The 12,272-nt window shown below is 67.3% G+C and carries 7 protein-coding genes; 3 read left to right on the top strand and 4 right to left on the bottom strand.

Going from position 1 to position 12,272, the window contains the following annotated elements; all coding sequences use genetic code 11:
- Positions 1-23: 23 nt before the first annotated feature.
- From tldD to HUT07_RS05150, 4 genes are all read right to left on the bottom strand, one after another.
- Positions 24-1,469, bottom strand: coding sequence for a metalloprotease TldD (gene tldD, locus HUT07_RS05165; RefSeq protein ID WP_176020029.1), 1,446 nt, complete (start codon positions 1,467-1,469; stop codon positions 24-26).
- A gap of 63 nt (positions 1,470-1,532) precedes the next feature.
- Positions 1,533-5,402: a YhdP family protein gene (locus HUT07_RS05160; protein WP_176020028.1), complete on the bottom strand. Its 3,870-nt coding sequence runs from the start codon at positions 5,400-5,402 to the stop codon at positions 1,533-1,535.
- 30 nt (positions 5,403-5,432) lie between these two features.
- Positions 5,433-6,920, bottom strand: a complete 1,488-nt coding sequence (gene rng / locus HUT07_RS05155; protein WP_025879287.1) for a ribonuclease G — start codon at positions 6,918-6,920, stop codon at positions 5,433-5,435.
- Complete coding sequence (locus HUT07_RS05150; protein ID WP_176020027.1) at positions 6,913-7,521, bottom strand: Maf family nucleotide pyrophosphatase; 609 nt, start codon at positions 7,519-7,521, stop codon at positions 6,913-6,915. The genes rng and HUT07_RS05150 overlap by 8 nt, the downstream gene beginning before the upstream one ends.
- 129 nt (positions 7,522-7,650) lie before the next feature.
- Between HUT07_RS05150 and HUT07_RS05145 the strand changes: the two genes are divergently transcribed.
- From HUT07_RS05145 to HUT07_RS05135, 3 genes are all read left to right on the top strand, one after another.
- Positions 7,651-8,388, top strand: a complete 738-nt coding sequence (locus HUT07_RS05145) for an SIMPL domain-containing protein (RefSeq protein ID WP_176020026.1) — start codon at positions 7,651-7,653, stop codon at positions 8,386-8,388.
- A 219-nt stretch (positions 8,389-8,607) separates the two neighbouring features.
- The gene (locus HUT07_RS05140; RefSeq protein WP_176020025.1) at positions 8,608-9,258 is read left to right on the top strand and encodes an energy transducer TonB; all 651 of its coding nucleotides are present in this window, start codon (positions 8,608-8,610) and stop codon (positions 9,256-9,258) included.
- A gap of 215 nt (positions 9,259-9,473) precedes the next feature.
- Positions 9,474-12,266, top strand: coding sequence for a TonB-dependent receptor (locus HUT07_RS05135; protein WP_176020024.1), 2,793 nt, complete (start codon positions 9,474-9,476; stop codon positions 12,264-12,266).
- Positions 12,267-12,272: the final 6 nt, after the last annotated feature.

The raw sequence follows: 12,272 nt of genomic DNA, 5'->3' as shown, positions 1-12,272 counted from the left end.
GGTGGCTGTGGCCATCGCCGTGCTCAGGCCTGGGTACCGCCGACGGTGATGCCCTCGATCAGCAGCGAAGGCTGGCCAACGCCGACCGGCACACTCTGCCCGTCCTTGCCACAGATGCCCACGCCCTCGTCCAGGGCGAGGTCGTTGCCGACCATGCGCACCTTCTGCATGGTTTCCGGGCCGTTGCCGATCAGGGTCGCGCCCTTCACCGGCGCGGTGATCCGACCATCCTCGATCAGGTAGGCCTCGGTGGCCGAGAACACGTACTTGCCGCTGGTGATGTCGACCTGGCCGCCACCGAAATTGACCGCGTACAGGCCCTTCTTCACCGAACGGATCATTTCCTGCGGATCGTGCTGGCCAGCGCGCATGTAGGTGTTGGTCATGCGCGGCATGGTCATGTGCGCGAACGATTCACGACGGCCGTTGCCGGTCGGCGCCACGCCCATCAGCCGCGCGTTGAGGCTGTCCTGCATGTAGCCAACCAGGATGCCGTCCTCGATCAGCGTGGTGCACTGGGTCGGATGGCCTTCGTCATCGATGTTGAGTGAACCACGGCGCCCATCCAGGGTGCCGTCGTCGACGATGGTCACGCCCGGTGCCGCCACGCGCTCGCCGATCCTGCCCGCGTAGACACTGGTGCCCTTGCGGTTGAAGTCACCTTCCAGGCCATGACCGACCGCCTCGTGCAGGAGCACGCCCGGCCAGCCCGGTCCCAGCACCACCGGCATCACTCCGGCCGGCGCCGGCACCGCCTCCAGGTTCACCAATGCCTGCCGCAGCGCCTCGCGGGCGAAGGCTTCCGGGCGGCCATCGGCAAACAGCGTTTCATAACCGTAGCGACCACCGCCGCCGGCATAACCCGACTCACGGCGACCGTTCTGTTCAACGATCACCTGCACGTTCAACCGCACCAGCGGGCGCACATCGGCGCCCAGCACACCATCGGTGCGGGCGACCAGCACGGTATCGACGCCACCGGACAGGCTGACCATCACCTGCTTCACGCGCGGGTCGGCCGCGCGCAGATAACCGTCCAGGCGCTTGAGCACCTCGACCTTGGCTTCGTTACCGATGCCGTCGATCGGGTCCAGCGACGGATACAGCACGCGCGCATCGCCGCGCAGCAGCGAGCGCCCGGTCTGCGCGCCACCTTCGCGCGAGATCGCGCGTGCCGACTGCGCCGCCGCCAGCAGTGCACCGGCGTGGATGTCATCGGAATAGGCAAAGCCGGTCTTCTCGCCGGCAATTGCACGTACACCCACGCCCTGCTCGATGGAATGGGCGCCGTCCTTGACGATGCCGTCTTCCACGCTCCAGCTTTCACGGCGGGCGTGCTGGAAGTACAGGTCGCCGAAGTCCACACCAGGGCCGAGCAGTTGGCCGAAGGTGCGCTCCAGGCCAGCGGTATCCAGGCCACCGGGCCGCAACAGGCGATCTTGGGCAAGCGTCAGGGCGTTGTCAGTCATGGTCTCGATCTGGGGGTGTAAAGGCGGTCAGGCAAGTCCGCCGGGGAAACAGGGACGCCGGGTTCAGCGCGGCGGTGAGGGTTCGGTGACGGTCGGCGGCACGGCTGGCAAGGGCGGGAGGCGCGGCGGCGGCGCGGGCGCGGGCTGGCGTTCGCGGCTGCGCTCGATCACTTCCACCTTGGGCTCCTTCCACGGGCCGGTCACCTTGTAGGTGCGGGCGCCGATCTCGCCCAGTGGCTTGGACAATACCGCATTGGTGGCGGCGCCCAGCGCCGCGCCGACCGGACCGCCGGCCACCGCGCCGACCACGGTCAGCAGGTTGCCCGCGCGCGGGTTGACGTCGATGGTCTGGTCGAACTGCTGCTTGCGCAGGTCGGCCTCGCCACGGATGGTGATGTTCGCGGCCGGCCCTTCGATCAGCACCTTGTCGGTACGGGCCATGCCCTCGCCGAACTGCACACTGCCCTCCACCTGGTTGAACGCGAAGCCCTTGGAGAAGAAATCGCGGAAGTCGAACATCAACCGCCGCGGCAGCTGGGCGACGCTGAGCAGGCCCAGCACGCGGCCCGCACCCGGCTCCAGCTCCAGCAACTGGCCATTGCGGGCATTCACATCGAGCTGGCCCTGCAGGTTGCCCAGCTGGAAATCGGAAGGACCACCAGGCCAGGACGCCTGCAGCTGTGCGTGGCCGGAGCCACCGCGCAGCTGGCCGCCGTAATCGAGGTTCTGCAGCAACCCGCCCAGGTCTTCACTGCGCACCTGCGCATCAAGCGCGGTGCGCGAGCCACCGCCCTTGCCGAGCCAACGGCCACGGATGTCGATCTCCTGGCTGGGGGCGCGGAAGCGCAGTTCTTCCACGCTCAGGCCGTTGGCGATCGGCCGCGTGCGCAGCATCGCCTGGCCCAGCACGACCTTGCCGAACTTCAGGTCGGCGATGTCCAGTGCGAACGGCGGCAGCTTGGCCGGGTCCATGTCGTCGGCACCGGCCTGCACCCGTGCCGGTGCAGCGGTAGCTCCGGGCACGGTCGGCAACGATTGCCAGTACACCCGCTCGAGCTGGCCGCTGATGGTGCCGCCATCGGCGTTGGGTACGTTCAATTTGCCGGCCAACGACGGGCCATCCAGGCGCACGTCCAGCGCCTGCGGGCCGGGGTGCAGCTGCAACCGGGTCTGCTCGAACACGCCACCGATCAGCATCAGCTGACCGACCTGCACGTCCACTGCCCGCAGCGGCATCGGGTCGCCATCGCCACCGGCGCCACGGGCCAGGCCGATCCATTCCAGCGCATCCAGGGTCGGGCTGCGGCCATTGATGGTCAGCCCGCTGGGCGGTGGCTCGCGGTCAACGTGGTCGCTGCCCAGGGTGACCTGCACGCCGGTCTGGTTGTTGTGGCTGCGCGCGGCCAGCGCCACACGCTGGCCGAACGCCACGTCGATGCGCCCTGCGCCCATCGGCAACTGCGCGGCCACGGTGGTCGGCAGCGGCTCGCTGGCCGGTTTCTGCAGCGGCGCCGGCAGGTCCAGGCGGGTGCCCACCAGATCCGAGCGCAGGCGCAGCTCACTTGGTGGCGCGGGCGCACCCGGCGCGGCCTTCGGCAGGTTCACCGCGATGGTCCACGGCGAGGTGCCATTGATGTAGGGCTTCAGCCACGCCATTTCCGCTGCGCGGTCGATCAGCACGCCCGCATCGAGCGAAGCGGCCAGTTCCGATTCGAAGGCCAGCTTCGGGTCGCGCACGAAGCCACCGGCGCGCAGGCTCAGCCGGCCGTCCTGGCCGAGATGGCGCACCGCCAGCGCTTCGGCGGCGAAGCCGGCATTGCTGTAGCGGGCCTGCCCGCGCATGTTGTCGAATTCCAGCTGGAAGCGCTTGTCGACCAGCTTCAGCCCAGCCAGGTCCACCGTGCCCTGCAGGTGGCCACCGCCTTCGTCATGGTGCAGAGGCTGCAGCAGGTCGAAATGCACGTTGGCCGGACCGCTTGCCGCGAGGTTGTCCAAGGTGTCGCCGTATTCCTTGTGCAGCGGACTCTGCCGCAGCATTGCCAGCAGCTTGCCGGCATCGCCCTGGCTGTCGGCGCGCACGTACAGGGGTTGCTGGCCGAAATCCTGGATGCCCGCTTCGAACTTCTGCACCGCTACGCCGGCCAGATCGCCGCGACCCTGCATGTGGAAGCCGGGGCCGATGAAGGCGACATCGGCATACACCTGGCCCATCAACGGCCAGTCGTGCTGGAATCGGATGTCGCCGTTGCTGATGTGGCCGGTGGCCTCGAAGCGGCCATCGTTGTTGTCGAACGGCCAGTCGTCGAGGTCACCACTGACCAGACCAATGCCGTTGCGCACCTGACCACCGGCCAAGGCCATGTCCAGCCAGTCGGTGGCGCCCTTGCTCATCTTGGAATGGATCCAGAAACGCTTGGCGGCGGTCATCGGCACGTCGTCCAGCTTGGCCGCCAGCTGCATCCACGGCCGGGTGCCATCGCCCTGGAACCAGAGCCCGCCGCGCACGTCGGCGGCGTAGTCGGTGCCTTCCACACGCATCGCCGGGGTGCCGATGCGCCAGCCGCCGGCCTCGTCGCGCCAACCGACGATCTGCCCGGCCAGGTGCAGGTCATGGCGCACGCCGAAACCGGTCGGCCAATCGAACTGCAGCTGGCGCTGCGGCTGCAGCTGCAGGCTGAAGCCATCGGCATCGCCCTCGAAGCGGCCGCCCAGGCCACGCAGACCCGGCGAGTTGCCAACGCTGGCAAAACCCAGCGACTGCAGTTCGCCCTGTACCCACAACGGGCCATCCTGCTGGCCGCGCACCTGCAGTTGCGCCACGTCCAGCTGCGGCTTGGCCAGGTACAGCCAATGACGCAGGCCCGCATCCAGCCGGTCGCTGAGTGCCAGCGCGCGCAAGGCGATACCCGCCTGCGTCGCTCCAGCCTGCACCTGCATCTGTTTGCCCAGCCGTACCTGCAGGCCATCCAGCTGCTGCGGGTTGCCATCGGCCTGCAGACGCAGGCGCGGCACCTGCAGCGCCCAACCGTCTGCCGTCCGCTGCCAGCGCAGCCGCGCCTGCAGCCGTTGCAGCTGCATCTGCGGACGTGCGATGCCGGGCATCGGCGCGCCTTCAATACGCAGATCGCGCAGATCCGAATCGGTGGTCAGCGCCATCGGGGCGAAATCGCGCAGGGTCAGCCACAGATTGAGCTCGCCCTTGCCCTCGCGCAGGCGCACGCCGCCGGCCGCCAGCAACGGCGACCAGGCACGGAAATCAATCGGATCGGCCCCCAGCCAGGCTTGGCCGTTGCCGCGCTGGCGATCCAGGTCCAGCACCGCCGTCAGCGGCAAGGCATCGGTCTGCGCCCAGGCACGCACGCCCACCCGCAGGCGGTCGCCGTCCACGCGCATACGCAGATCGATGCGTGGCAGGGTGGCTTCGACGCCCAGCGCAGGTGCATGCACGCTCAGACGGCCACCAATCACCTGCAGTTCGCCCAGCCGGCGCAACGCATCCAGCGGATCGCCGCCAGCACTGGACTGCGGCAAGCCGCGCACCGACCAACGGCCATCGGCGGCCTGTTGCAGGTCCAATGCCAGGCCGCGCAGGCGCAGTTCGGTCAGCGAGCGGCCCGGCAACAGGCCGCTGTACATCGACACCAGCACTTCGGCTTCACCGATGGCCAGGCCCTGGCCCGCGCCGATGCGCAGGCCCTTCAACTGCAGCAATGGACCGCGTCGGGTCCAAGCGGTGTCCAGGCGTTCGAAGCGCACCGGTTGTCCGGCGCGCGCGCTCAGCCAGGCCGCGATCCTGTCAGGATGGCGCTCAGCCAGCGGCAGCAGCTGGCTGAGCGTGCCGACCAGCAGTGCAAGCCCGACCAGGCCGACCGCGCAGGCGGCGATGAAATGACGGCGGATCCTTCGCAGTCGCAGGCGCGGCGGCGCGCTCATCGGCCACCGAAGGGAGACAGTCGGCCTGGATCAGAGCAGGACAACATCGAACTGCTCCTGCAGGTACTGCTCGTCCGCCTGGAAGCGGATGCTCTTGCCGAGGAACTCCTCCAGCTCGGCCACGGCCGTGGATTCCTCATCGGTGATCCGCGCCACCACCTTGCTGGAGGCGATCACCAGCAGGCGCGCGGCGTCGAACTGGCGCACCGCACGGGTGATCTCGCGGAAGATCTCGTAGGTCACCGTTTCGGTGGTCTTGATGGTGCCGCGGCCACTGCACTGCGGGCAGGTTTCCGACAGCTGGCGCTCCAGGCTTTCCACCGTGCGCTTGCGGGTCATTTCCACCAGGCCCAGCGGCGAGAAGTCGTACACCGTGGTCTTGGCGTGGTCGCGGGCCAGTGCCTTCTCCAGGGTGCGCAGCACCTGGCGGCGGTGCTCGGCGTCATCCATGTCGATGAAGTCGATGATGATGATGCCGCCCAGATTACGCAGGCGCAGCTGCCTGGCCACCGCCTGTGCGGCTTCCAGGTTGGTGCGGAACACCGTCTCTTCCAGGTTGCGCTGGCCCAGGAAGGAACCGGTGTTCACATCGATGGTGGTCATCGCCTCGGTCTGGTCGATCACCAGGTAGCCACCGGACTTCAGCGGCACCTGCTTGTCCAGCGCACGGCCGATCTCGTCCTCGACCCCGAACATGTCGAAGATGGGACGGTCGCCGCTGTACAGCTCGATCTTCTCGGCCAGCACCGGCATGTACTTGGCCACGAAGGCCTGCAGCTGGGCGAAGGTCTCCTTCGAGTCCACCTTCACCTTGTCCACGTCCTTGCGGATCAGGTCGCGCACCGAGCGCAGCGGCAGGCTCAGGTCTTCATAGATGTTGCTGCACGACGCCGCCTCGCGGCCGCGGCGCTCGACCACGTTCCACACCCGTGACAGGTAGGCGATGTCTTCGGCGATGGCCTCGGCCGGCTGGCCCTCGGCATTGGTGCGCACGATGTAGCCGTAGCCACCATGCTGGGCCGACAGTTCGGTCACCAGCGCCTTCAGCCGCGCGCGCTCGCCTTCGTCCTCGATGCGTGCCGACACGCCCACCACCTTCGACTGCGGCAGCAGCACCATGTAGCGCGAGGGAATGCTGATCTGGGTGGTCAGGCGTGCGCCCTTGGTCCCGATCGGATCCTTCACCACCTGCACCACGATGTCCTGGCCGTCGCGCAGCAGCTCAACGATCGGCACGCTGGACGGCGGCGGCAGGGTCGTGTTCTCGGTATCGGCGCTGGCCACCGGGGCTGGCCGCACCACGTCGTTGGCGTGCAGGAACGCGGCGCGCTCCAGCCCCACTTCGACGAATGCCGCCTGCATGCCCGGCATGACCCGCTGCACCTTGCCCTTGTAGATGTTGCCGACCACACCCCGGCGCCAACCGCGCTCGATGTGCAGTTCCTGCAGCATGCCGTTCTCGATCACCGCGACCCGGGTTTCGCGCGGGGTCACATTGACCAGGATTTCCTCAGACATCGGCAGCCTCCCTGGCGGCATCAGCAGTTTGGGCCAGCACGCCGCAGCGGGCCAGCAGACGATCGGTATGCAGCAGCGGCAGCCCCATGACACCGGAGTAGCTGCCGGAAAGGTGTTCGATCCAGCGCTCGGCGCCGCCCTGGATGGCATAGGCGCCCGCCTTGTCCAGCGGCTCGCCGGTGGCGACATAGGCGGCGATCTCGGCCGCATCGATCGCAGCGAAGGTGACCTCGGAAACGACCAGTTCGCTGTCCAGCCCCTGCGCGTCGACCACCACCACGGCGGTCATCACCTGGTGGGTGCGCCCGGCCAGCCGCGCCAGCATCGCCCGCGCGTCGGCGGCGTCGGTCGGCTTGCCGAAGACTTCGCCATCGAGCACCACTTCGGTATCCGAGCCCAGCACCCGCGCCTGCGGGTCATCGGCCAGCACCCGTGCCAGGCCGGCGCGCGCCTTGTCGGCGGCGACCCGGCAGACATAGTCCTGGGCACTTTCAGAGGCCGCGCGCTGCTCGACAACCTCCAGGTCCAAAGCCTGGAAAGGGCGTCCGAGTCGGGCCAGCAGCTGGTTGCGTCGGGGGGAGCGGGAAGCAAGATAGAGCATCGACACAGCATAACCTGACGCCGGTACCTGAATCGTCGGACAATCCTTCCCTGGCGCCTGCAACCCCGAACGGACTCACAGCGCGTTCATCGCTACGACACCACCCTCACGCCACAACAAGGAGATCCCATGCGCCGCACCGCCACCCCGCTGCTGCTTGCCCTGTCCCTCGCTCTTGGAGCTTCGATGACCGCCCATGCCGACCCGTCGTCGCCGTCGATCGCCGCCGCGGCCGAAGGCACACTGCTGAACATCTCGGCCAACGCCGAAGCGACCCGCGTGCCGGACGTCGCCACCCTGTCGGCCGGCGTGGTCACCCAGGCCGCCGACGGCAACAGCGCCATGCGCCAGAACGCCCAGCAGATGGACAAGGTACTGGCCGCGATCAAGGCCGCCGGCATCGCCGAGCGCGACGTGCAGACCAGCGGCGTCAGCCTCAACCCGCAGTACCGCTATGCCGACAACGAAGCGCCGAAGATCACCGGCTACCAGGCCAGCAACACCGTCAGCCTGAAGGTCCGCGACATCGCCAAGCTCGGCAAGGTGCTGGATGCGCTGGCCGCACAGGGCGCCAACCAGATCAACGGCCCGCAGTTCGAGATCGACCAGCCCGAACCGGTCTATGACGAAGCCCGCTTGGCGGCACTGAAGAAGGCCCAGGCCCGCGCCCAGACCTACGCGAAGTCGCTTGGCCTGCAGGTGCGCCGCATTGTCAGCATCTCCGAAAATTCCGGTGGCGGTTTCCGCCCGCCGATGATGATGCGATCGATGGCAGCGGGCGCGGCGATGGACAAGGCCACCCCGGTCGCCCCGGGCGAATCGACCGTCTCGGTCAACCTGGACGTGGTGTTCGAACTGGGCCGCTGAGGCCCCGTCCAGCCTCCTCAACGGCGCCCTCCGGGGCGCCGTTTTCGTTTCCGCTGCCGGCGGGCTCGCCCTGTACATGAAGGCCAGCTCAATGCTGTCGCCCCTGCCTCTAGGCAGTGGTGGAGTCCGCGCGCTAATGATTGACTGCCAGCCGCGTGCGGCAACCCCGATGGCGGCCCTGGTGCGTTGAGGACTTCGACACTGGCATGGAGGTGGACCATGGTTCGTACGTATCCCGTAGTACCCCTGCACTTCGATCCCGCCCGCGTTGCCGCCTGGAGTGCGGCCATCGCCCTGCATCTGCTCGCGTTTCTGCTGTTGCTGATCCCGGCGACCTACCAGGCGGTCACCGCGCTGCCGCGCGACGCAACCACGGTGACGCTGCTGCCCAAGGAAGAGCCGAAACCGCTGCCACCGCCGCCCATCAAGCCGGAAAAGGTGGAGGTGGTGCAGAAGCAGCAGGCTGTCCCGGTCGCACCGACCCTGCCTCCAGCCACTGCGACCGTCGAGGAGGCCCAGGGCATCATCCTGCCGGCGGCCGAGCCGACAGCGGTGCAGGCTGTGCCGACGATCGCCCCGTCCACGCCGCTGGCGGGTGCCCAGCTGCAGTACCGCAGCAACCCGCCGCCGAGCTACCCGATCCAGGCCCTGCGCAATCACGAGCAGGGCACGGTGCTGCTGCGGGTGGAAGTGGACCCCAGTGGCCAGCCGGTGAACGTCAGCATCGAACGCAGCAGCGGCTCGCGCAGCCTGGACCAGGCCGCCCGTCAGCAGGTGCTGCGCCACTGGCGGTTCGTGCCGGCCGAACGTGACGGCATGGCCGTTCCGGCCATCGGCATGGTGCCGGTGCAGTTCTCCCTGCCCGATTGACCCATGGGCCGGCCCGGCACCTGCCGGGCCGGCAGCAACGGCGAACGGGGCGGGACAGGGCCAATCTGCCCGGTTATTTGAACTTCGTTGGAAATCCGTTACGAATTTAGTAAAACTTCACACCTTCGTCACCTGCTGGAAACCTAGATTGACGCGTCCCGGGACACACCGGAGACAGCCCTCAATGCTCGAGTTTTCCAGTCAGGAGAGAAGCTGTGAAACACCCGATCCAACGGCCCGCCAGCCGCCGCCGCAACACCCTGGCATCGTCCATCACCCATATCCTCACCGGCGGCGCCCTGCTGCTGGCCGGCGCCGTGGCTTCTTCCTCTGCATTCGCGCAGGAACAGGCCACCAACCTTGACCGGATCACCGTTACCGGTTCGAACATCCCGCGCACCAACACCGAGACACCGTCGCCGGTGCAGGTGGTGACCCGCCAGGAAATCGATCGCACCGGCAAGACCTCGCTGGCCGAGTACCTGCAGACCATCACCGCTGACGGTGCTGGCTCCATTCCCAAGACCTTCGGCAACGGCTTCGCCGGTGGCGGCGCCGGCATTTCGCTGCGCGGCCTCGGTGCTGGTTCGACGCTGGTGCTGTTGAACGGCCGCCGCATGGCCACCTATGGCCTGGCCGATGACGGCCAGAAGGTGTTCACCGACCTCAGCACCATTCCCCTCGACGCTGTCGAACGCGTTGAAGTGCTGAAGGACGGCGCCTCGGCGATCTATGGCTCCGATGCCATCGCCGGCGTGGTCAACATCATCCTGCGCAGCGACTTCCAGGGCGTGATTCTGCGTGGCTCCTACGGCTTGTCCGGCGATAGCGATGGCGACGCCAAGAAGGCCACCCTGACCGCCGGTACCGGCGACCTTGCCAGCGATGGCTGGAACGCGTTCTTCAGCCTGGACGTCGGCAAGACCGACGCTATCAAGATCAGCGACCGCAAGAACCGCAAGTGGATCGGCACCGGCGATACCCGTCAGTGGGGCTATGACAAGACCGCACAGTTCCTGGGCGGCGCGTACACCCGTGGCGGCACCTCGGGCGGTTCCGGCCCGAACGGTTCCTACCTGGATGCCACCGGCCACCTGGTTCCGCTGCCTGGCTGCGCGGGCCTGACCACCATCGGTGGCCAGACCCCGGCCAGCATCGCCGCCGACGGCTGCCTGTTCGATCCGGCGCAGCAGTACCGCGACCTGATTCCGGAAGAGAAGTACGTCAACGTGTTCGGTCGCGCCAGCTTCGCCTTCGGTGAAGGCGGCGAGGTCTACACCGAGATCGGCTACTCGAAGAAGCAGACGATCTTCAGCAATACGCCGTCCGGCGTATCTGGCGGCTGGGGCTACCCCGGCGGTCCGGTCAACGCCAACAGCGGCTCGGGCGCCACCACGCTCGGTGCCACCCATCCGGACAACCCGACCGGTGCGCCGGTGCGCCTGCGCTACTCGGCCTGGGATGTCGGCCCTCGCGTTACCGACAACACCAACGAGTTCAACCGCTTCCTGGTTGGCGTAAAGGGCAACTGGGGTGACTGGAGCTACGACACCGCCTACCTGCACTCTGGCACCGACCTGACCAACAAGCGCACCGGCTTCCTCAACTACGACAACGTGCGTTGTGCGCTGGCCAATCCGAACTGCGCCGGCGGCGTGTGGCGCATCGGCGACAACGCCGGCCAGAACTCGCAGGCGCTGTACGACTTCATCTCGCCGATGATCAGCGCACGCGCCAAGTCCAGCCTGGACATGTTCGACTTCACCATGTCGCGCAGCCTGATGGACCTGAAGGGCGGCCCGCTGGGCCTGGCGTTCGGCACCGAATGGCGCAAGACCAGCAACAGCCTGACCCCGCAGACCTTCACCGACACCGGCGACATCATCGGCCTGGGCTATTCGGCCTACGACGGCACCCAGAACGTGTACGCCGGCTACGTCGAACTGTCCGCACCGGTGCTGGAGCAGTTGGAGCTGTCGGCAGCGATGCGTTATGACAAGTACGAGAGCGGTGAAGGCAAGGCCACGCCGAAGCTGGGCGTGAAGTGGACCCCGGCCGACTGGATCGCCCTGCGTGCCAGCTACGCCGAAGGTTTCCGCGCGCCGAACCCGGCCGAGAATGGTGACGGTGGCCTCGCCGCCTTCTCCACCGCGGTCGACCCGATTCGTTGCCAGATCAGCGGCAACAATGCGGCAGAGTGCGGCGCCAACTCGGTGGCGATCATCACCAAGCCGAACAAGCTGCTGAAGCCGGAAGAGTCAAAGAGCTACTCGGTCGGCATCGTGCTGCAGCCGACCTCGTCCACCTCGATGACCGTCGATGCCTGGCAGATCAAGCGCACCAACGAAATCGTGCAGGGCAGCACCTCGGCGGCGATCCTCGCCGGCAACGTCCTGCGCGACAGCAACGACCTCAATGGCGTGCCCAACAGCGGCACCATTCTGGCGGTCAACACCGCCTACGTGAATGCCAGCTCCTCACGCGTGCGTGGTATCGATACCGACATCCGTCAGACCTTCGATATCGGCCCGGGCCAGCTGGAGCTGGACCTGCAGTGGAGCCACATCCTGAAGTTCGAGCGGACCGAAGGCGGCGACACGGTTGACTACGTGGGTACCCACGGCAACTGCGATGTCACCAACTGCATCGGCACGCCGAAGGACAAGGTGAACTTCGGCACCACCTGGAAGCAGGGGCCGTGGAGCGTCAGCGCCGTTGCCAACTACATCAGCAAGATGGAGAACAAGGACAAGCGTGGCGGCGATTACCTGGCCTTCTACGCCGATGGCGAGCCGGTGAAGAAGATTTCCTCGTTCACCACGATGGATCTGTCCGGTCGCTGGAGCATCAACGATTCGTTCGAACTCAACGCCTCGGTGGCGAACGTGTTCGACCGCATCGCCCCGCTCGACCCGACCACCTACGGCGGCGTGAACTACAACCCGATGCACTTCTCCGGTGCGCTGGGCCGTTACTACACCGTCGGTTTCAAGTACACCTTCAAGTAATACGGC

The organism is Stenotrophomonas sp. NA06056 (genome assembly GCF_013364355.1).
Lineage (GTDB): Bacteria > Pseudomonadota > Gammaproteobacteria > Xanthomonadales > Xanthomonadaceae > Stenotrophomonas.
The sequence above is the reverse complement of the archived record's forward strand: the minus strand, read 5'-3'. Positions and strand labels throughout refer to the sequence as shown.